The sequence below is a fragment of the Arthrobacter sp. NPDC057009 genome, assembly GCF_042673905.1.
In the GTDB taxonomy this organism is placed as follows: domain Bacteria; phylum Actinomycetota; class Actinomycetes; order Actinomycetales; family Micrococcaceae; genus Arthrobacter.
This window is the reverse complement of record NZ_JBHUSB010000003.1, coordinates 227,439-248,459: the sequence shown is the minus strand read 5'-3', so window position 1 is coordinate 248,459 and position 21,021 is coordinate 227,439. Positions and strand designations below refer to the sequence as shown.

The following is a 21,021-nucleotide window of genomic DNA, read 5'->3' as shown; positions in this document are numbered from 1 at the left end:
AGGGGAGGTCATCGGTGATCCTTAGCTGCCGGCTGCCGGTGCGAGTTCCGGCCAGCCGGGCTCTTTGCCGATGCCTAGGAGGGCGAAGACTGTACTGACTCGGGAACGGAGGTTCTCCAGTTCCCGCAATGCCGCCCGGTGCTTTGCCGTAGCTTCGGGGACGGTGGTCTTGCGGAAGGTGATGGTGTGTCCCGGCCGGACCTGGGCAAGGGTGTCCAGGGAACGGCTGGTGACGACTGCCAGGACGGGATAGCCGGCGGTGACGCCGCGTCCGCGGTGCAGCACCAGCAGTTCTTCCCTGGACGGAACCTCGATGGCTCCCACCGGAACGCCGCGGGACAGCACTTCTGCTGACGTCTGGCGTTCGGGAAGGGCACCGCCGAGGCGCAGCCCGATGTGGTTGCTCCGGGCGCTGACGGTGTATTCGGTGTTGTACAGCAGCTCCGCTGTGTCGCCGAATTCGTCGACGTCCGGACCGTCCGTGACGTCTATGACCACCCTGCTGCTGAACTCGGGCCGGGTCAGCCCCAGCCTGAACAGCGGAAGGTCAAAGTATGGCTGCCGGATGGGTCCGACGCTCCTGGAGGTCTTCAGCTCCATGCCTTCGGAGAGTCGGAGGCCGAAGCCGATGACCGTGTCAGGGGCACAGCTTCCCAGCAGGGCCGGTGCCTCGATCGAGCCGTGGACGGCAAGGTAGGCGCGAAGGCCGCCGGTAATGCGGCGCACCGCAACCGTCTCCCCGGCACGGACAGACACCGGCTCCCACTGCTGGCATTCGCGCCCGTCAACGGTCAGAGTCAGCGGTGCGCCCGTGACCGCGATGAGCAGGTCGCTGGTGGCACGCATCCGGAAGTCGAGGGCGGTAATTTCCAGCAGCGGAGCGTTGTCCGCATTGGCGGCGAGGACGTTCGCCGCGCGCGCCGAGAACTGGTCCAGGGCCCCATTGACGGGAAGTCCAAACCGGGGTCCGCGGAAGCGGCCCAGGTCCGTGACCACCGAATTGCCGGGCTGCTGGATGATCAGTGACCCGCTCATCGTGCTGCCTCCAGCTTCCGGCCCGCGTACTCCGCGAATTCCTCCGGCTGGATCTGGCGGAACGTCAGGCGGTCACCGGGCAGGTAGGGAACCAGCGGCTCGCTGGCGGCATCAAGGACGGTCAGCGGGGTCTGCCCGATGACGCACCAGCCGCCGGGCGCCGCCGCCGGGGCGATCACCGCTTGCCGGCCGGCAACGGAAACAGCACCCGCAGGGACGGACAGCCGGGGATCCTTCAGCCGCGGAACCGGTAGTGGGAAGTCGGGTCCGTCCATCATAGGTGAGCCTGCGGGGGCACCCAGGCAGCGGATCACGTAGGACTTGGCCGTGTGGAGTGCGATGACCTCCTCCACGGAGAGCTGTTCGTGCTCGGCAACCCGTTCCAGGTCCGGACCGTACTCGCCCCCATAAACCACGGGGACGCTGAATTCGCGGGGTGTACGGGCCGGTGCACCGGTGTGCTCGAGCTGGCGCAGGCCGAGGAGGACAAATGCCCGGACCTGGCGCGCCGAGGTGACCCCCGGGTCAAATTCCACGAGCAGCGAGTCGTAGGTGGGCACTGCGCCGTGTACGCCGTCGGCCTCTGCTGTCTCAAACCACTGCGCCAGGGAATGGACAGTGCTCCAGCTGGCCTCCGTGTCAGCGGAGGAGGCGACGACGCGAAGGGCGGAATCCCCCGACTCGAAGATCTCCACCGGAGTTGGATTTGGGGTGGCAGCCATGTCAGGCGACCTTTTCTTTCGCGGCCAGCACCTGGGTCAGCGGGGCGATGGTCACGCCGGCGTTCTCCAGCTCGGCGCGGACCTGGCGGGCCAGCTGCACGGCGCCAGGAGTGTCTCCGTGCAGGAGGACAGTGTCGGCGACAATCGGCAGGTCCGTACCGGCGACGGTTTCAATGAGCCCCTCGCAGACCATCCGCACGGTGCGCTCCACGATTGCAGCCGGATCGTGGATCACGGCGCCCGGGTGGCTGCGGGGCACGAGGGTGCCGTCGGCTTCATAGGCGCGGTCGGCAATGCCGACGATGCCCACGGGAAGCTGCCGTTCAGCGGCAGCGGAGGCCAGTTCTCCGTCCTGCGCTAGGACAATGAGGCCGGGGTTGAGGCGGGCGGCGGCGTCGGCCACCGCTGCTGCGTAATCGGGGCGGGAGGCAACGAGGTTACCCAGGCGGCCGTGCGGTGCGATGTGGGCGACGCTGGTGCCGTGGTACGCGGCAAAGGCAGTCAGGGCACCGAACTGGTACAGGACGTCGTTGCGGACCTCGTCCGCAGTCAGGTCCATGGCGCGCCGGCCAAAGCCCCGCAGGTCCGGAAAGCTCGGGTGCGCCCCGATGCTGACGCCGCGGCGGACACATTCGGCGACCGTGGCATGCATGATGTCGGGGTCACCGGCGTGGAAACCGCAGGCGATGTTGGCACTGGAAACCACCTCAAGCAGGGCTGCGTCGTCGCCCATTGAGTAGGCGCCGAAGCCTTCACCGAGATCTGCGACGAGATCAACTGTGGGTCCCATTATCTGCCTTCCTGGGGGTGGTTAGCTGCCGCTTTCCCGCAGGGGCAAAGGCGCAGCTATCGCTGTTCGTGGGGTGGCCGAACCCACCCGGTACGGGGAATTGTGGTTCGGTTTGCCGGTCTTCCGGCGTCTGTAAAAAGTCTGACACCGGGAAATTGATCACACAAAGACGTAATCGGTGTCACGGGATAGGTGCCGGTTATGACCGGAGCCTTAACGGCGTGCTGCCCGGTCCCGCGTTGCGGGACCGGGCAGCATTGGGGACGGCATCGTCAGCGGAGGGCTTTGCGGAGTCCCATGACGCGCTCGACGACGACCACGACCGCCAGCGATATCAGGATGAGGATGACAGACAGCGCTGCGACGGCGGCGTCTGCCGAGTTCTCTACGTACCTGAGTGCCTGGACGGGCAGGGTGGGCAGTCCGGACTCGGCGACAAAGAGGGAGATAACTGCTTCGTCGAAGGACACGATGAACGCGATGACACCGCCGGCGATGACCCCCGGCTGGATGATGGGCAGCGTCACCCGCCGGAAGACTGTCCATGAGTTGGCACCAAGGATGCGTGCAGCCGCCTCACAGGACGTGTCGGTGGTGGCGAGGCTCATTAGGGTGGTCCGAATGACGAACGGGATCGTGATGGCCACGTGCCCGATGATGATGCCGGCATAAGTGTTGTTCAGTTCCAGCGGGCCAAAGAGCAGAACCATTCCCAGCGCAAGCACGATGCTGGGAATCAGCAGCGGTGAGAGGAAGAAGGACTGCACGGCTGCTTTGGCCTTGAAGTCGAACCTGTCCAGGGCCAGTGCCGCCGGAACGCCCAGCGCCAGGACAATCAGCGTGACCACGACTGCCACGATCAGGCTGACCTTCATGCCTTCCATGAAGGTGCTCTCCTGCGGGAGCATCTCGTACCACTTCAGGGTCAGCCCCTCCGGCGGAAAGGACAGGTACTGGTTGGACGCGAATGAAACAACGCAGACGATCAGCAGCGGTGCCAGCAGGAAGAGGTACAGCAGGAACACCAGCAGCCCGAGAGCCGGCTTGGCAGGGTTGAAGCGCGGTTTGAATACCCGGACGTCGCTCACGGTCAGCCTCCAATCTTCTTGGTGAGCCGCTGGTAGACGGCGATAATCAGTCCGAACAGCACCAGCAGAATGACAGACAGGGCAGCGGCAAACGGCCAATTCAGCAGGCCAGTGGTCTGGTCGTAAATCTCAGTGGCAAGGACCTGCACGCTGCCGCCGCCCAGAAGCCGCGGCGTGATGAACGTGCTGATGGCCAGCACGAAGACCAACAGGAACGCCGTGAGGAGGCCCGGCAGGCAAAGCGGGAGTGTGACCTTGGTGAACACCTTGAACTTGCTGGCTCCCAGCGAGCCGGCCGCTTCCTCGAGCTGAGGGCTGAGCCGGCCGAACCCGGAGATCATGGCAAGGATCGCGTATGGCATGAAGATCTCAACCAGCCCGATGGTCACGCCGGTCATGTTGTTGGTGAGCTTCAGGGGCGTGTCGATGATGCCAAGCCCGTCCAGCGAGGAGTTGATGAGGCCGTTGGTTCCCAGGATCACCATCCAGCCGTAGGTGCGCACCACTGCCGAAGTGAGGAGCGGCGCGATCGCGATGGCTATGAGCAGCCCGCGGAACCTGCTGGTGCTGCGGGCCAGGAAGAGGGCCACCGGGTAGGAGACGAGCACGCACAGGATGCCCACCGTGACGCCCATCTGGAAGGTGTCCAGGGTGACCTGCCAGTAGTACGGGTCGGTCAGCGGCTGGATGTAGGTGTCCAGGGTAAACGTCTCGACAATGACTCCGTCCGGGGCGCCCTGGTTAAAGGACATCCGGACCATGTAGGCCAGCGGGAAGACGAAACTCACGAGGAGGCCGAGAAGGCCAGGCAGGAGCAGGGCCAGATAGGTGCGGCGGTTGCGCCGCTCGGTAGCCTTCTCCAGAAGCCCCTCGTCCTGGGCCGGGCGCTTCTCCGCGGCAGCCGGGGCTTGCAGGAGCGTCATGCTGCCACCCTCTCCCTGCGCGCGGAAGCGGGTGCAGGAAGGAGGTAGGCGTCCTCCGGCGCCCAGGACAGGTACGCGGCGTCCCCGATGCGGGGCAGGTCGCCGCTGGTGGTTGGCATTTGGGCCTGCAGTTGCTTCTCGCCCACCCGGACTGCCACGGCCAGGGCGTCGCCGGTGTAGCTCACCCGCTCGATGGTTCCGCTGAGCGGCGCCTGGCCTGGGGCCGGGTGCAGGGCGACGTTAAGCCGGTGCGGGCGGATAACCAGTTCATGGGAGCCGCCGGCCAGGCCCGCGGAACCTACGGCGCCAAACTGTCCCAGCCCGTCGACGTCGACCCTGTAGTAGCTTTCCCCTGCAAGGTTCGCCGCTCCGGTCTCACTGCCCACCCGGGCAGTGAGGAAGTTTGCCTGGCCGATGAAGTTTGCCACAAAGTGCGTGCGCGGGCGTTCGTAGACTTCCGTGGGGGAACCGAACTGTTCGATTAGTCCCCCGTTCATGACGGCGATCCGGTCACCCATGTCCAGGGCCTCGTCCTGGTCATGGGTGACAAAGAGAGTCGTTGCGCGGGTGCGCTGTTGGATGGACCGGATCTCGGTGCGCATGGTTTCGCGGAGCTTGGCATCGAGGTTGGACAGGGGCTCGTCCAGCAGAAGCAGCGTGGGCTCCACCACCAGGGCGCGGGCCAAGGCGATCCGCTGCTGCTGGCCTCCGGAAAGTTCCTTGGTCTGGCGCTTGCCCAGGTGGCCGAGCTGGACCATGTCCAGCGCGGCTGCCACACGGGCCTTTTGCTCCGCCTTCGGCGTCTGGCGCATCTCCAGTCCGAAGGCGACATTCTGTTCCACATTCATGTGCGGAAACAGGGCGTAGGACTGGAACACCATGCCCATGCCGCGCTTGTTCACCGGCGTGTGGGTGATTTCCTTGCCGTCAACGACGATGGAGCCGGCGGTGGGGTCCATGAGGCCTGCCACCATCCGCAGGGTGGTGGTCTTTCCGCATCCGGACGGACCGAGGAGCGCTACCAGGTGCCCCTCCTCCACTTCCATGTTCAGGCGGTCGACGGCGGGTTCCAGACCTGCTGCATATCTCTTGGTCAGATCTACGATCGACAGTTTTGGTTCAGTCACGGGTTCAGTTCTCCTGAAGGGAAGGGTGGGAGGGGCAACCGGCAGGCGGCTACTTGGTGATGATCTGGCGCTTCCAGGTGTCGGTCCACTTGTCGCGGGCGGAGGACAGGAACTCCACATCCAGCGGGACAATGTTCACGGACCCGTCGGTGGGCACCACTCGGTTCTTCACGTCGGCAGGCAGCGTGGCGTTGCTCACGGACGGGGCATAGAAGAGAGCCTTGGCAAAGGCGGTCTGCGCTTCAGCGGACAGGGCGTAGTCAATGAACGTCTTGGCTGCCGCGGAGTGCGGCGCATCCTTCACCAGATTGACCGTGTTGATCTGGTAGACGGTGCCCTCCTTCGGGAAGGTGACGCCCATCTTCTTGTTGCTCTGGTCGCTGTAGAACTGGCCTCGTGCATTCTGGCCCAGGCCCAGGACCGTCTGGCCCGTGATGACGTTCTGGTATTCATCCGGATTGGGTGCGAAGGTCTGTACGCCCGGGGCCAGCTCCTTGAGGCGGCTCACAGCAGTGTCGATGCCCTTGGTGTAGTCCTCGCCCTCCATCTTGGCGGTGATGGCTGTCAGGGACAGGCCCAGCAGGGACGGCGGGGCATTGACGTTGATTTTGCCGGCGTAGGCCGGATCCCACAGCACCTTCCAGCTCTCCGGGGCCTTGGGGAAGGTGGCCGTGTCGTAAAGGAGGCCGACGGCGTCGAGCATGGCGACCGGCCCGTAACCGTCCTTGTCCCGGAATTTTTCGGGTACGTTCGCGAGGTTCGGGACGCTGGTGGTGTCAACCTTCTCGAAGAGGCCCTGCTTGTTGCCAGTGGTGGACACGGAGTTGTCCATGATGGCGACGTCAGTTGCCGGATTGTTCTTCTGGCCCTGCAGCGCGCTCAGCATTTCCGCCGAAGACCGCTTGGATGCGTAGTTGATCTTGATGTTGGGGTACTTGGCTTTGAAGGGCTCGATGACGGACGCGGTGTACTGGTCCTGCCACACGCCGGAGTAGGCAATGAGGTTCACTTCGCCTGATGTGGCACTGTCGCCGCCGGACGCGCCGGCGCCGCCACCGCAGCCGGAGAGAACCAGGGCCGCAGCGGAGAGTGCTGCCACGGCTGTGATCTTGCCTTTAATGGATGCTCGCATTTGTCATCTCTTTCTCATAAAGAAGAATCCGGGCTTGTGGCGGCGGATCCTGGATGCTCTGACGGTAAGGAGTGGATATTTCTGGAATGTAAAAGAAAGCGCCTAATTCGGTTACACCCATGTCCATGCGAAATGCATCTGACGTCATCGTGAAATTGCATGTCACCGCGGGAGATAGAATGTAAGCAGAAAGAATTAGCGTTCTGGGTTCAACCTAGTGTCTGCGATGCGGGTCACACAAAGACTTGTTGCGTATCCCTCCATAGCATCCGGTTATGACCTTCCTTGGTTCAGGGCGCCACGGCAGAGAGAGGGCGGCTATGGATACGCGCAAACTCGCGTACTTCGTGCAGATCGTGGATTCGGGAAGCATCACCAAGGCGGCAGCGGCACTGCACGTTGCCCAGCCGGCCCTGAGCCAGCAGGTTTCGGCACTGGAGAACGAGCTCAAGCAGCGGCTGCTGATCCGCAGCAAGCAGGGGGTTCAGCCCACTGCTGCCGGGCACACGTTATACCGCCATGCCCAGTCCATCCTGCGGCTTGTCGCGCAGGCCCGGACGGACGTCGCCAAGTCGGGGGCGGCGCCGTCGGGCAGGGTGTCGATTGCCATTGCGCCCTACAGCATGGCGTCCAGCCTAACCCCGCAGATCATCAGCGAAGTGGGCCGCCGGTACCCGGACATTGTCCTTCACGTCACCGAAATCTATGGCGGCGTGCTCAGCGAAGCCATTAAGAATGGACGCCTGGACATGGCCCTCATCTATGAACCTGGCCCGATCCGCGGCGTCCAGTTCACCACGATGATCGTCGAGGACCTGCACCTCGTGGTCAACGGCAACAGGCCCGACGCTGTGCGCGACAACGGCGAGATCGCGCTGGAGGACGTGGCAGGCTTCGGACTCTTCCTTCCCGAGAAAATCCACACCCTCCGGCAAGTGGTGGAAACCGGCTTCGACAGCAAGGGGCTCAAACTGCAACTGGTCGGCGAAGTGGAATCCGTGCCGTCCTTGGCGCGGCTCCTGCGGGCTGATCTGGGTGCCACAATCCTGCCCAAATCCGCGGCAGATGCGCTGTTTCATGAGGAGGACTTCCATGTGCTGCGCATCGTTGAGCCCGCGCTGCAGTGCAAGATTGCGTTGTGCACGCCTGATCACGATCCACTCTCGGAGGCGGCCTCGGCGGTGCTCCTGGTACTGAAGGAAATGCTGCAGGAAATGCTCAGCAGTAAGTATGGCCGCTAGTCCATAGGTTTGGCTTATTAGGGCACTCAGCATTTGTCTTAGTAAGGACGTGCCCGGGATTCTACTATTGGTGGCGTGCCGAGAAATTGCGGCAAGACATTTTTGTGACCAGTAAACCGGAGCCCGCCATGAAAAAAATCAGCAGTAAGAGAACCTCTGACGCGCACCTGGGTCTAATGGCCAAAACAGGATCCCATTGCCCGGCTAATGGGTTCTGGCGGCCTGAGGACCGTTCCGCGGATCCGGTCTTCGTTTTCGAGGGCAGCATCATGCCCGTCAGCAGCGGCGGTTCGACGGTCTGGTACCTCGAAGAAAGTGTCGTCGGTCCACTGACGTACCCGGTTCCCGACCGCGGCTGATCCCGCGGTCCCCTTTCTGGCATGAAACCCGTACGACGGCGGTGCTACCGGGGCTTGGGTTTTCTGCCCGGCCTTTCCTGGGGCCCGGTTCAAAAAATTTTTTAGATCCGTCTCCATCTGGGTCCTAACGGCCCCTTTAATGTCAGTCCCCCCGGGCAGACTGTGTGCATGGAGGTTCCCGGGAATTCAGCACTGACAGGAGTGGCGCCGCGCGGCGGCGACCTGCATGCTGCCGCTGTTCCCGGCGGCCTTGTTCCGGACGCAGTCTTTCCGAGTGACCCGGTTGGCGACGGGTGGTTCACTGGCGAGTTTTTCCCGTTTGATGAGTTTGCGGACGGCGGGTTGCTGTATGACGATGACTCCAGGTTCGTGGATGCCGAGGATTTTTTCCCGGAGGACCCTTTCCTCGACACCCTGCTTGATGACGACAACCTCCCGGAGGACCCTTTCCCCGAGGCCCTGTTTTACGACTCCGTGTTCACCGGGACCGCCGCCTCCGGCGCTGCCGGGCCCCGGCCGGCTGCCGGGGAGCGGATAGCGGCGGCCCCTGTCCTTCTAGAGGCCGATCTCACCGCCGACGGTCCCGGGCTGCTCGACCAGAACCGGGCGCTGGAGAAGGTCAAGTGCATGATTGCCGGGCAACAGGCGAGGCTTGCCGTCGAGTTCGAAGCCAGACAGCGGCAGGAACAAGCCGAACATGGCGCCGCGACCGCCCAGGCCCAGGCCAGCGGCAGCGCGCTGTCGGCTGAGGACCTGGGCAAGAAACGCCCCAAAGAACACAACCTGGGCGTGGCTGAGCAGATTGCCCTTGCCCGGGGCGAGTCCCCGCACCGCGGTGGCCGGCTGCTCGGGATGGCCAAGGCCCTCGTCATCGAAATGCCCCACACCCTCGCAGCCCTGGACACCGGCCAGCTCAACGAAGAGCGCGCGATGTACTTCGTGAAGGAAACAGCCGTCCTGACCGTCGAAAACCGGGCCGCCGTCGATGAGGAACTCGCCGCCGACACCGGAACCTTCAACGGGGTCGGGACCCGCGGCATCATCGCCACCCTGAAAGCAGCCGCCACCCGCCGGGACCCGCGTTCGGTCACCCAGCGGGCCAGCCACGCCGCATCCGAGCGGAGCGTGAGCCTGCGCCCCGCACCGGACTGCATGACCTACCTGACAGCCCTGTTGCCCGCCCACGAGGGCGTCGCCGCATACGCCGCCCTCACCCGGCAAGCCGATGCCCTCCGCTCCGCAGGGGACCCGCGCTCACTCGATCAGATCAAGGCCGACACTCTGGTTGAGTGGACCACCGGCACCCCCGGCGGAATCAGCGGCATAGACGTTAACCTCGTCATGACCGACCGCACCCTCCTTCAGGCCGACAGCGAACCCGCAAGGCTGGCCGGCTACGGCATCGTCCCCGCAGCCTGGGCACGGGAACTTCTCAACCAGGAAGAAAGAGAGCAGCAGCCCGTCCAGCCAAACAGTGGCAGCTCAAACGCGTCCGGCTCGAATACAGGCAAGAACGAGACGGTGACCGGCCACAAGGACGCAGTGCAGGAACTCAAGGTCTGGCTCCGCCGGCTCTACACCGCCCCGGACACCGGCGACCTCGTGGCCATGGATTCGAAACGGCGGCTCTTCCCGCCACCGCTACGCCGCTTCATCCAAGTCCGCGACGACACCTGCCGGACGCCCTACTGCGACGCTCCGATCCGCCACCACGACCACATTGTTCCCTGGCACGATGACGGTCCAACATCCCTCGAGAACGGCGCGGGACTGTGCGAAGCCTGCAACCACACCAAAGAACTCCCGGGATGGAAAGCCCAACCCCGACCGGGGCCGCGGCACACCTTCGAAATCACCACCCCAACCGGCCACACCTACCGCTCAACAGCACCACCGCTACCCGGAACCAGGTTGGCCCCATCCACGATGTCCGGAACTGGGCTGGGTGAAACCGGACCGCCAGGACCGTGAGTAAGCGAAACCCACCGGTTCGCACAGCCCGTGCAGCCTGAGTACGCCTCAGGCGGAACAGAAGTACTGCCCCGCCTGAGGTGGCCCACCGGCGTGAGGTGATGGCCGCCGTCGCCAGATAAATAGGCGACTACATAAATAAGTGGCTACGCGTGCTCGACGAGCAGACCCTTGGCCTTCAGCACCTCGGTGAGGTTGCACAGCTCGATGGTGGTTCCGCCAGCCTTGTAGAGCTCGATGAGTTCGCGTTCGGCATCCTCACGTTCCTGGGAGAGGCGGATAACTTCCTCGATTTCGTCCTTCCGGACCACAACCACACCATCGGCGTCGCCGCGCAGGACATCGCCGGGGTAGATGATCTCGTCGCCAAAGACCACGGGGTGGTTGATGGGGCCGATGGTTTCCTTAACGGTGCCCTTGATGGAGACGCTTCCGGAGAAGACGGGCAGCCCCAGTTCGATGAGGTCCTGTGTGTCACGGACGCCGGAGTCCGTCACCATGCCTGCCAGGCCCTTGGCCTTCATGGCATTGCCGAGGACGTCGCCGAAGGTGCCGGCTTCCTCGTACTCCCCCGCCGCAACGAGGACAACGTCCCCGGCCTGGGCGTAGTGGATGGCAACCTGCAGCATGAGGTTGTCCCGTGGCGCGCAACGGACGGTTGTGGCGGGTCCGCAGAAGGACATGCTGCGGTCGATCGGCTTGATCCTGGAGCTGAGGGCGCCCTTCCGGCCCTGGGCCTCGTGGATCGTGGCGGAGGAGAACTGCGCCAGGCGGCGGACGGCGTCGGCGTCGGGTCGTTCGATGTTGGTCTTTACGTGGATCACGGATTTTCCTTCGATTGGGTTGGTGCTAGCTGAGGGCCCGGACGGCCTTGTCGATGGCTGCGGTGGACTCCTCGATGACTTCGAGGCTGGTGGCGTAGGAGATGCGGAAGTACGGGCCCAGTCCATAAGCCGAGCCCTGGATCACTGCGACGCTGGCCGCCTCGAGAAGGTAGAGCGTGAAGTCCTCGTCGTTGGCGATGACCTTCCCCTCCGGGGTGGTCTTGCCAATGGCACCGCCGCAGTTGACGTACGCGTAAAAGGCGCCTTCCGGCGTCGCGCAGGAAAGGCCTTCGACGGCGTTCAGCCCGGCTACCGCTGCATCACGCCGGCTGCGGTAAACCTCGACGCTCTCCCGCACAAAGGTTTGGTCCCCGATGAGCGCGGCGACGCTGGCGGCCTGGCTCACGGAGGAGGGGCAGGAGGAAATCTGTGACTGGAGTTTATTGATCGCTGCGATCAGCGGTGCCGGTCCGGCGGCGTAGCCGAGCCGCCAACCGGTCATGGCGTAGGCCTTGGAAACGCCGTTGACGGCAAGGATGCGGTCCTTCAGTTCCGGCGCCACCTCAACCAGGCTCGAGGTCTTGCCCGAGCCGAAGTAGATCTGGTCGTAGATCTCGTCCGTCAGGACGTAAACCTGCGGGAAGTCGGCGAGGACATCCGCCAAGGCCCGGAGCTCGGACCGGGAGTACACGGCGCCCGTGGGGTTCGACGGCGTATTCAGAATGAGCCACTTGGTCCGCTCGTTCAGCGCCCCGGCAAGAGCCTCGGGAGTGAGCTTGAAGCCTGACTCCTCGCCGCACGTGACAACCACCGGCGTGCCCTCGTTGGCGAGCACCATGTCAGGGTAGGAGACCCAGTACGGCGCCGGCACCACAACCTCGTCGCCGGCGTCCAGGGAAGCCATGAAAGCGGTGAAGATGACCTGCTTAGCACCGCCGCCAATGGTGATCTCGGCCGGTGTGTAGTGGATGCCGGTGCGCAGCTCGATGGTCTGGAGGATCGCCTTCTGCAGCGCAGGCGTTCCGGTAACGGAGGTGTATTTCGTCTCGCCGTTGCTGATTGCCTCTGCCGCTGCGGCCTTGATGTGCTCAGGGGTGTCGAAGTCCGGCTCGCCGACCGTCAGGTCCAGGATCCGGCGCCCTTCTGCCTTCAGCTCACGCACGCGGGCTGCTGCGGCCACGCTGGCGGATTGCTTGATGCGGGACACTCGAGATGCGGGTTCAAATTCAGACATGGTCTCTTCCTAAGGAGTCAGGACGGAGCGATACTCGTTCCTTCGACACTAGGGAATTCCGGCCGCTGTGGATAAGACCTAATCTGCGTGGACGGATAAGCGTCTCTTATGGACCGCCGTCGGCCTCTGCCAAAAGCACCCAACCCAAACTTTTTGGTTATGGCTCCACGCACTATAGGTATTTCCGCACCTCCGCCTGGTCTGCCTAGCCTTCTAGGTAAGCCCGATGTCAATCCGAACCGAGGAGTGCTCTTGGCTGTTATGCACGGCGACGACCGCCGCGAGGGCTACTACCGCTACCGGGGAACACCAAAACCCGACAACACTGCAGTCCAGGCCGAGAAGACACGAAGACTGCTCAGGGACAGCCGGCAGCGACTCTCCTTCAATGCCACCAGCATGCGGGCCGTCTCCGTCCGCCTCAACCAGCAGCTCGCGCAGGCGCTTTGCGATGGCATGAAAGTCACCCGCCTCGCCGCGGCCGCGGAGCTCTCCCGCTGGACGGTCCGAACTGTGGGCCTGTCGGCCGACGACCTGGTCCCCTCCGGTGTACCGGCCGAGGAGCATCTTGCCCTGATCAGGCAGCTGAAGTCGGAGCTGGCCGAACTTGAAGAGTCCAAGACCACGCTGGAGGACCGCCGCCTCAAGCTCCTGGCGGCAGCTCGACGGCGGGGAGTCCTGGATGATTATGAGCTCGCCGCCCTCAGCGGGCTGCAGCGCGAAACCATCAGGAAGATGACCTGGGGCATCCAGCCCGAAGCCGGCGCGATCCCGGCGTAAGCCTCCACCCGCCGTCGTGATTCCACCCCGAAAAGCAAGGCCTAGCTAGGCCGAGCCAGCAAGCGTAGCGTCAAACTGCACGCTGTTGCTAGTTGCACTGTTGCTACTTACTCGGAGGTGGCCGCGATGGCTGGGTGGAATGCTGACACAGCGGCGGGCCCCTTGGGCGCCGGGACGGTCACCCTGGTCGAGGGATCGTCCTTCTGCATTTCCTTGCCGAACGGGGACATCAGCGCCGACCATCCGCATGGCCTCTTTGTGCAGGACGCCCGCATCCTCTCCGGCTGGAACCTGACAGTCGACGGCCAGGCGCTGGAGCCGCTGGCGGCCGAGACGAAGGAGCCGTACCGGGCCCTGTTCGTCGGACGGGTCCCCCGCTCGGACGGCTACGCCGACAGCCCGCTGATCGTGGAACGCCTGCGGGAAGTGGGAGCCGGCATCCAGGAGCAGGTCACCGTCCGGAACTACTCCCCCGAACCCGCCGACTGCGAAATCGCGCTGAAGATCGGCGCGGACTTCGCTGACCTCTTCGAAGTGAAAGAGGCCCGGATCCAGCGGCGCTGGGACGAAACGCGGCAGGCCGACGGCGCCGCGCTCACCATCCGGGCCGTCTGGCAGGACGTCCGCAAAGTTGTGGTGGTCCAGGCCCCGGGCGCGGAGGTTTCCCCGGACGCTGTGATTTACCGGGCCTCCGTTCCGGCGCACGGACACTGGAGCACGGTCCTGACCGTGCTGCCCAGCACCGAGGGAACCGATTCGGCAACGGCTTTCGTCCACGCTGAGGGGGATGGATTGTCTCCCAGAGACCGTCGCCGCCGGGAGTGGGTGGCGAAGATTCCGGTCTTGCAGATGGGAAACCGCTCCGTGGAGCGGACCTTGCGCCGCAGCTACGACGACCTCGGCGCCCTGCGGATCGAGGATCCGCAGCATCCTGAACGCGTCGTAGTAGCCGCCGGAGCACCCTGGTTCATGACCCTGTTCGGCCGGGACTCGCTGTGGGCTTCGGTGATGGCGATGCCGGTTGATCCGTCGCTGGCGCTGGGCACCCTGCAGACCCTTGCGGACCGCCAGGGAACTGTGGTGGACCCCATGACGGAGGAGGAGCCGGGCAAGATCCTCCACGAGGTCCGGCTCGACGTTTCCAGCGGGCTGTCCCTGGGCGGCAAGTCGGCCTACTACGGCAGCGTCGACGCCACGCCCCTGTTCCTGATGGTGCTCGGTGCGGTCAGCCGCTGGGGCTTCGCCGCCGACACGATCGCCGCCCTGCTGCCCCATGCGGACCGCGCGCTCGAGTGGATCACGAAATACGGGGACAGGGACGGCGACGGCTTCGTCGAGTACGAACGCCTCAATGACCAGGGGCTCATCAATCAAGGCTGGAAGGACTCCTGGGATGGGATCAACTTCGCCGACGGCACCCTGGCCGAGCCGCCGATCGCACTGTGCGAGGTCCAGGCCTATGTGTACGTCGCCTACCTTTCGCGGGCATGGCTGGCGTACGACGCCGGGGACGCGGCTCTGGCGAATGAGCTCACCGACCGCGCGGCACGGCTGAAGAAACAGTTCAACGAGCAGTTCTGGATCCCCGAGCGCGGGTACTACGCCATTGCCCTGGACGGCAAGAAGAGGCAGGTGGACGCCTGTGCTTCAAACATGGGGCATTGTCTGCTGCAGGGATTGATCGACCAGGACAAGGCCCCCATGGTGGCCGAACATTTGATGTCGCCGGAAATGTTCAGCGGCTGGGGCGTGCGCACCCTCGCCAGCGACATGGGCGCCTACAATCCCGCCAGTTACCACAACGGATCAGTCTGGCCGCACGACAACGCCATCGTCGCCGCCGGACTCCTCCGCTATGGCTTCGTGGAAGAGGCGCAGCGGATCGCCACCGGCATGATGGATGCGGCCGAGTACTCAGACGGCCGGCTCCCTGAGCTGTTCTGCGGCTTCAGCCGGGAGCAGCTCGCCGCGCCTGTGCCGTATCCGACGGCGTGCTCGCCCCAGGCCTGGGCGGCCACCGCGCCGATCCAGATGGTGACGAGCCTGATGCGCTACGACCCGGTCGTCTCCGCTGGCGGCGTCTGGATGGACCCTGTCCTCCCGAAGTCCTTCGGGGACCTGCACATCACCAACGCCCCGCTGGGCGGCGGCCGCATCACCATCGACATCGCCGGTTCCGTCCCGTCCGTCCAAGGACTTCCCGAAGGGATGACGTTCCATCAGGGGCACCGTCCCTGGATGATCGAGCTCGTCCAGCAAGCCGGTCACCGCCGGGCGGAACGGTCCGAAAGCTGGGGGCGGTAACCCGGGCCTGCCCCTCAGGCCGGGCGCTTTGTTACCGCCGCATTTTTGGCAGCGCAGGCAGGCCGATTATTCTCTTGTTAGCTAAGCCTTACCTAACAAGAATTGGAGAACCGCGTGCCCGCACACCCGGGATGCCTGCAAGATGCCCGCGCCGATGCCTGCTGAGACATTCCGCGACCCGTGGGGCATCCCCCATCTGCGGGCGAACACGGCAGATGAACTCGCTTTCCTCCAGGGCAAGAACGCGGCCGCGGACCGCTCCTGGCAGATTGAGATGGAGCGCTGGCGCGCGGAAGGCAGGACCGCCGAGCACCTGGGTGCCGACGGGCTCGAGTGGGACCGCTTCGCCCGCCGTGCGCGCCTGGACGACACCGCCCGCCGCTGTTTCCAAAACCTCGACGCCGAGACACAGCGCTGGTGCACCGCATACGTGGACGGGGTGAACCACGCCCTCGACTCCAAGCTCCGCGACGCGCCGGAGTTCCGGAACACCGGCACCGCTCCTGCGGCCTGGCAGCCGTGGACGCCCCTAGGGGTGTTCATGGTGCACCACATCCTTGTCGGCACTTTCCCCAACAAGCTCTGGCGGGAACACATTGCCAAAACCCTCGGCCCCGACGCCGTGGCGCTGTTCAGCATCGAGGCGCCGGTCTGGGCGGGCAGCAACGCCTGGGCCGCGGCGGGCGGCCTGACGGCCACCGGTTCCCCGCTTATCGCCGGCGATCCGCACCGGCTCCTGGAACTCCCGGGCGTGTACCAGCAGGTGCGGCTGGCGTGCCCGGAGTTCGACGTCGTCGGACTCGCCTTTCCGGGCGTCCCCGGGTTGCCCCACTTTGGCCACGCCGGAACGGTTGCCTGGGCCATCACCAACGCCATGGCGGACTACCAGGACCTGTACCAGGAACACCTGCGGCGCAGCGGGAGCGTCCTTCTGGCGCTCGGACCCGACGGTGACAGCCCCGTCCGGGCCCACCACGAGGAAGTGATCCTGGTATGCGGCGGCGCGGCCGAGACTGTTGAAGTCATTGAAACAGACCGCGGTCCGGTGATTTTCGGCGGGCCCGACGGCGGGGCGCTGAGTTTGCGGACACCCGCCCGCGCGGCGGAATCCCTTGGGTTCCAGGCCCTCCTGCCGCTCCTGCGGAGCCGTTCGGCGGACGACGTCGAACAGGCGCTGGATGCCTGGGTGGAGCCGGTGAACTGTGTCCTCGTGGCCGATTCCGGCGGTGCGGTGCGCCAGCTTGTGGCTGGAAAGGTCCCGGCCAGGAACCGGGACAACCGCGTCCGCCCCGTGCCCGGATGGTCGGCAGAACACCAGTGGACGGGCGACTGGGAGGACCTTCCGGCGTCCCCTGTTCCGGGCCTGGCCGTCCACGCCAACGACCGCGAGGCCGGCGGCGGCGACCGGCTGGGGCTCGAGTTTGCCCCGGCCCATCGCGCCCGCCGCATCCGGCAACTGCTGGAAGAACATGGCCCCGGCCTGGACGCAGCAGCGATGCAGGACATCCACACCGACACGTGGCTCGGTTCGTGGCCCGTATTCCGGGCGCTGCTCGAAGGTTCTGCTCCCTTGTCCGACGCCGCCCTCAAACTCCGCGATCGGCTGCTGCAGTGGTCCGGCCATATGGACTCGGACAGCAGTGACGCCGCAGTTTTTGCAGCGTGGCGGTCCGCGCTGGTCCTTGACCTGGCGAACTCACCCGCGTTGCACCGGCTGGCCGACCCGCACGGCTACCCTGCCCTGTTTGCACCGTGGCTGCATCCGGTGGCGCGCACAGGATTCGCCTTGGAGTCGCTCCTCGCCAACGGTAGGGCCCTGGGCCTGGACGTGGACGCGGCGGCCCGCCGCGCCCTGGAGGAAACCGCCCTGGAGGAAACCGCACTGGAGGAAACCGCCGCGGCGGCGTCGGCCGGCACCTGGGGTGACCGCCACACGGTCCTGCCGCTCCATGCCCTCCTGGAACACGGCAGTGCCGTAGAAAAAGCGGGCGGCGGCGGGGCTGTGCCCGGCGTCCCGCCCACCCGCCTGTCCGGAGACACGGCCTGCGTCCTGTCCACCGAAAGCCTGCCGGGCGCCAGCGACCGGTGCTTCCGGGGACCCGTGGCGCGCTACGTCTGGGACATCGCGGACCGGGCGAACAGCCGGTGGGTGGTGCCTTTCGGCGCCTCCGGACTTCCACAAGACCAGCATTTCGCCAGCCAGCTGCCCCTCTGGGCCGCCGGGGAACTCATCCCTGTCATTACGGACTGGGAACAGCTCACGAAGGAGACCACATGAACGGCACCCGCACCAACCTCGCGCTTTCCGCCAGGCCCACCGTTTACGAGGAAGAGCTGCAGGGGCTGGGACGGTTCCGGCTTGTCACCATCGAACCGGAGTCCGACGCGGACCTGCTTTACAGCTGGGTGCGGGAGGAGCGTGCACGGTTCTGGGGCATGCTCAGTTTGAGCCGGGATGAGGTCCGGGACATTTACCAGTTCCTCGACAGCCTGGACACGCATCACGGGTACCTGATGTGCGTGGACGGGAACCCGGCGGGCATCTTCCAGACCTACGAGCCCCTCCAGGACCCGGTCAGCGAAGTGTACGAGGCCCGCGCCGAAGACACGGGCATGCATCTGCTCCTGGCTCCCGCCGACCGGCCGGTGCGGAACTTCACGCCCACGCTTGTCGCGGCGCTGACCCGCTTCCTGCTGGCGGACCCTGCCAAGGACCGCGTTGTTGCCGAGCCGGATGCCCGGAATTCCAAAGCGATCCGGCGCTTTGAGGGCTGCGGTTTCGAACTGGGGCCGACGGTGCAACTCGCGGAGAAGGAAGCACAGCTCGTGTTCCTCACACGGGAACGGTTTGAAAGCCAGGCCTCGTAGCGATTCCCACTCCCCCGTCGGCTGCCGCCCGCCGTCGTCAGGCGACGCCCACCAGGATCTTATGCTCCTGCAGGGAGGCGTAGTCACCCTTGAAAAAGAGGAGGGGGTCGACGTCGGAACGGGCGCTGAGGGCGTGGACTGCGCCCACCACAATGGTGTGGTCGCCGCCGTCGTACTCCTGGTGCAGCTCGCAGTCCACCCAGGCCAACGCACCGTCGAGGACCGGGTTGCCGAGGGGCGACGGCGAGTGGTCGACACCGGCGAACTTGTCCGCGCCGGACCGCGCGAACTGGGCCGCAAGGTGCTGGTGTTCGGCGGGAAGGATGTTGACGGTGAAGCGGCCCGCCGCGCGCAGCAGCGGCCAGGTGCTGGACGTCCGGGCCGGGCTGAAGGTCACCAGCGCCGGTTCCAGCGAAAGGGAGGCAAAGGACTGGCAGGTGAACCCGGCAGGACCGTTCTCCGTCGCGGCCGTAATAACGGTCAGGCCGGTTGCGAAATGGCCCAGCACGTTACGGATCCGGCGCGGGCTGAGGTCTGAGAGTTCCGTCATGGCGAGTCCTTTCGATGCGTGTCACCCCAATCAAGCACCTCGCCGCCCGGTTCCCAACCTGGGATGCAACCTACGGACGCGCACCGAAACGCAGCTTCACCGCCCGAAGCGGGGAGTAACAAAACAGGCAGGATTCAGCGCCAGTCGTCGATCACGTAGGAGTCTGGGTGGCTGTACCCCGGCTCGTTCGGCCGGTGCATGGTCACGCCCTGCAGCCCCGTACGGAAACCTCGGGCGACCATGCGCTGATAGGCATCCGTGCGGGCGAGGTTCATCCCGGCATCGAGCTGGCCCAGTCCGCGCTCGGCTGCCAGTTGCTCGCAGGCATCGAGCAGGCGTTCGAATCTGTCACCAGCGTTTGGCCCGGGGCGGACGGCACCGAATTTGATGAAGCACACGTCCGTGCCCGCCTCTGATCCCGGTCCGCAGTGGCACACTGCGAGCCCATCAAGCCCTGATTCGCCCTGAAGCAGCACGGTGTCACCCAGCCCTTGGGCGTGCACGGCCGTGATCTCGCGTCCCAGGTCCAGCCCGTTATACACGGCATCGGTCAGTGCTCGACATGCATCAAGGTAGTCGGCCTGCTCGGCAGCGGACAGCTCGGCATACAACATCCGGCCGGGTACAGGGCCCGCGGGCACCACCTTCTTGCGCATGACGGCGGTCAGGAAACGGGGCCAGAAGCCGTAACGGCGGTAAAGCTCGAGATGTTTTGGACTGTGCGAGAAGGTGAACAGGCCAAGGTGCCTGTTTCCCCAGGTCTCGAAGCAGCCCATGACCGGCTCCATCAGGCGTTGACCGACGCCCTGGTCCCACAGGTCCGGGCGCACGGTCAGCGGTCCGAAGAAGCCAACGCTGCCCCAGTTGGCGGCGAAGTTCGATCCGACGAGGTCACCGTCCACCGTAGCGGCGAACGCGGCGTGGGCATCAGCAGCGAACCGCGTACGGACGTAGTCAGCCGTCCCGAACAGATCGGGAATGCCGAGGAAGGTACCAAACGCAACTCTCAGAATCTCATCGGCGCGATCGAGGTCGCCGTTGCGCAACGGGCGGACCGATACCGGGCCGCCGCCACTCTTTCTCTCGGATTGGTCTGCGTTCATGAGCCTGCCCCGTCGAGGTTGGAAATGGCTGTGCGCGTTGATTGGTGAGGTGCATTATGCCGCGAGCCAGGCAGGCCGTCCAGTGCCCGGGCAAACGGCGACGGAAAACCTACCGAGCGGAACTTTGGAGGGAACGCGGCGCCGGGCGGAGGTAGTCGGTCAGGAACCCGGCAATGACGCCGGCCAGCAGGACGGCGAGCGCCGGCAGGAGCGTGACCGGCCCCACGGCTTCCCTAATGTCGAGGCCCAGGAAAGGCGTGACGACGACGGCGAGCACGTACGCGAGCGCCACTGCCACGGCGACTGTGGTCACGGTGGTTCCCCGTGACCGGCGCTTCCCTTTGGGGAACTGCTTCGCGTAGTCCTGAGGAGTTCCGAACTCGTCCTTTGCCGACGTCCCGGAGGCCGCCTCGTGGGCACGGACTTCCTCCAGCGTTTCGGCGATCTCGCGCTCAGAGACACCGCGTATCCGAAGGTTGAACGCCAGGTCACGCTCGTACGTCATGGGGTTTCCTTTCCGCTTGTCCGAATCCTGCTGAGTGCTTCATCCATCTGCTGCCAGGCGTCCGCCGCGCGGGCCAGTTCCGCCCGGCCCTCGCCGGTGATGGCGAACTGCTTGCGGCCCGGCCCCGCGGTGTCGTGCTGCCACACATGGCTGACCAGCCCCTGCTCCTCGAGCCGGCGCAGCAGGGGATACAGCGTCCCGCCCCGCGTCCGAGGAAACCCGCCGGAGCGGAGGACTTCGATCATGGCGTAGCCGTGCATTCCGCCGTTCGCCAGGAGCCCCAGCACTGCATGCGGGAGAGCAGCGCGGGTCAGCTCCTGCTGCCAGTCGATTCCGCTCACAGCTAGATAGTGTCACTACTTACATTGGGTTGCAACCCTTCCCGGACTACCGCACCGGAGGGCGAGTGCGAGTTCCGCATACGCGGGAATAAGTAGCCAATAACTCCGCAGATATGCCACGATG

19 protein-coding genes are annotated in these 21,021 nt (G+C 65.2%); 6 read left to right on the top strand and 13 right to left on the bottom strand.

Annotation, left to right across the window (positions count from 1 at the left end; all coding sequences use genetic code 11):
• Positions 1 to 21 precede the first annotated feature (21 nt).
• From ACFTR6_RS05690 to ACFTR6_RS05660, 7 genes are all read right to left on the bottom strand, one after another.
• Positions 22 to 1,035 (bottom strand): biotin-dependent carboxyltransferase family protein, encoded by a 1,014-nt coding sequence (locus tag ACFTR6_RS05690; RefSeq protein ID WP_377957188.1) that lies wholly within the window; start codon positions 1,033 to 1,035, stop codon positions 22 to 24.
• Positions 1,032 to 1,757 (bottom strand): allophanate hydrolase subunit 1, encoded by a 726-nt coding sequence (locus tag ACFTR6_RS05685; protein ID WP_377957187.1) that lies wholly within the window; start codon positions 1,755 to 1,757, stop codon positions 1,032 to 1,034. The genes ACFTR6_RS05690 and ACFTR6_RS05685 overlap by 4 nt, the downstream gene beginning before the upstream one ends.
• Before the next feature lies 1 nt (position 1,758).
• Positions 1,759 to 2,547, bottom strand: coding sequence for a LamB/YcsF family protein (locus tag ACFTR6_RS05680; protein WP_377957186.1), 789 nt, complete (start codon positions 2,545 to 2,547; stop codon positions 1,759 to 1,761).
• A gap of 272 nt (positions 2,548 to 2,819) precedes the next feature.
• Entirely contained in the window at positions 2,820 to 3,635 is an 816-nt protein-coding gene (locus ACFTR6_RS05675; protein ID WP_377957185.1) for an ABC transporter permease, read from the bottom strand.
• Positions 3,636 to 3,637: 2 nt separating this feature from the next.
• A complete protein-coding gene (locus ACFTR6_RS05670) occupies positions 3,638 to 4,558 on the bottom strand; it encodes an ABC transporter permease (protein ID WP_377957184.1) in 921 nt (306 codons plus the stop codon).
• A complete protein-coding gene (locus ACFTR6_RS05665) occupies positions 4,555 to 5,685 on the bottom strand; it encodes an ABC transporter ATP-binding protein (RefSeq protein ID WP_377957183.1) in 1,131 nt (376 codons plus the stop codon). Before ACFTR6_RS05665 ends, ACFTR6_RS05670 begins: the two co-directional genes overlap by 4 nt.
• 49 nt (positions 5,686 to 5,734) lie before the next feature.
• Positions 5,735 to 6,817, bottom strand: coding sequence for an ABC transporter substrate-binding protein (locus ACFTR6_RS05660; protein WP_377957182.1), 1,083 nt, complete (start codon positions 6,815 to 6,817; stop codon positions 5,735 to 5,737).
• Positions 6,818 to 7,137: 320 nt separating this feature from the next.
• Between ACFTR6_RS05660 and ACFTR6_RS05655 the strand changes: the two genes are divergently transcribed.
• Together ACFTR6_RS05655 and ACFTR6_RS05650 are read left to right on the top strand one after the other, a co-directional pair.
• Positions 7,138 to 8,058, top strand: coding sequence for a LysR substrate-binding domain-containing protein (locus ACFTR6_RS05655; protein WP_377957181.1), 921 nt, complete (start codon positions 7,138 to 7,140; stop codon positions 8,056 to 8,058).
• A 527-nt stretch (positions 8,059 to 8,585) separates the two neighbouring features.
• The gene (locus tag ACFTR6_RS05650) at positions 8,586 to 10,388 is read left to right on the top strand and encodes an HNH endonuclease (RefSeq protein WP_377957180.1); all 1,803 of its coding nucleotides are present in this window, start codon (positions 8,586 to 8,588) and stop codon (positions 10,386 to 10,388) included.
• A gap of 146 nt (positions 10,389 to 10,534) precedes the next feature.
• On the opposite strand, the gene ACFTR6_RS05645 is transcribed toward ACFTR6_RS05650, so the two are convergent.
• Entirely contained in the window at positions 10,535 to 11,212 is a 678-nt protein-coding gene (locus tag ACFTR6_RS05645; protein WP_377957179.1) for a 4-carboxy-4-hydroxy-2-oxoadipate aldolase/oxaloacetate decarboxylase, read from the bottom strand.
• Between the two features lie 25 nt (positions 11,213 to 11,237).
• Positions 11,238 to 12,446, bottom strand: a complete 1,209-nt coding sequence (locus tag ACFTR6_RS05640) for an aspartate transaminase (protein WP_377957178.1) — start codon at positions 12,444 to 12,446, stop codon at positions 11,238 to 11,240.
• 261 nt (positions 12,447 to 12,707) lie between these two features.
• Between ACFTR6_RS05640 and ACFTR6_RS05635 the strand changes: the two genes are divergently transcribed.
• The 4 genes from ACFTR6_RS05635 (at position 12,708) to ACFTR6_RS05620 (ending at position 18,398) form a co-directional block, all read left to right on the top strand.
• Positions 12,708 to 13,226 carry a hypothetical protein gene (locus tag ACFTR6_RS05635; RefSeq protein WP_377957201.1) on the top strand — a complete coding sequence of 173 codons (519 nt, stop codon included), beginning with the start codon at positions 12,708 to 12,710 and terminating at the stop codon, positions 13,224 to 13,226.
• Between the two features lie 126 nt (positions 13,227 to 13,352).
• Entirely contained in the window at positions 13,353 to 15,530 is a 2,178-nt protein-coding gene (locus tag ACFTR6_RS05630; RefSeq protein WP_377957177.1) for a glycogen debranching N-terminal domain-containing protein, read from the top strand.
• 154 nt (positions 15,531 to 15,684) lie between these two features.
• Positions 15,685 to 17,808: a penicillin acylase family protein gene (locus ACFTR6_RS05625; RefSeq protein WP_377957176.1), complete on the top strand. Its 2,124-nt coding sequence runs from the start codon at positions 15,685 to 15,687 to the stop codon at positions 17,806 to 17,808.
• Complete coding sequence (locus ACFTR6_RS05620) at positions 17,805 to 18,398, top strand: GNAT family N-acetyltransferase (RefSeq protein ID WP_377957175.1); 594 nt, start codon at positions 17,805 to 17,807, stop codon at positions 18,396 to 18,398. The genes ACFTR6_RS05625 and ACFTR6_RS05620 overlap by 4 nt, the downstream gene beginning before the upstream one ends.
• A gap of 37 nt (positions 18,399 to 18,435) precedes the next feature.
• On the opposite strand, the gene ACFTR6_RS05615 is transcribed toward ACFTR6_RS05620, so the two are convergent.
• The 4 genes from ACFTR6_RS05615 to ACFTR6_RS05600 all read right to left on the bottom strand — a co-directional run bounded on the left by ACFTR6_RS05615 (position 18,436) and on the right by ACFTR6_RS05600 (position 20,897).
• Positions 18,436 to 18,948, bottom strand: a complete 513-nt coding sequence (locus tag ACFTR6_RS05615; RefSeq protein ID WP_377957174.1) for a flavin reductase family protein — start codon at positions 18,946 to 18,948, stop codon at positions 18,436 to 18,438.
• Between the two features lie 134 nt (positions 18,949 to 19,082).
• Positions 19,083 to 20,051, bottom strand: a complete 969-nt coding sequence (locus ACFTR6_RS05610) for a GNAT family N-acetyltransferase (protein ID WP_377957173.1) — start codon at positions 20,049 to 20,051, stop codon at positions 19,083 to 19,085.
• 109 nt (positions 20,052 to 20,160) lie between these two features.
• Positions 20,161 to 20,556 carry a hypothetical protein gene (locus ACFTR6_RS05605; RefSeq protein WP_377957172.1) on the bottom strand — a complete coding sequence of 132 codons (396 nt, stop codon included), beginning with the start codon at positions 20,554 to 20,556 and terminating at the stop codon, positions 20,161 to 20,163.
• Entirely contained in the window at positions 20,553 to 20,897 is a 345-nt protein-coding gene (locus ACFTR6_RS05600; protein WP_377957171.1) for a PadR family transcriptional regulator, read from the bottom strand. The genes ACFTR6_RS05605 and ACFTR6_RS05600 overlap by 4 nt, the downstream gene beginning before the upstream one ends.
• Between the last annotated feature and the right edge of the window lie 124 nt (positions 20,898 to 21,021).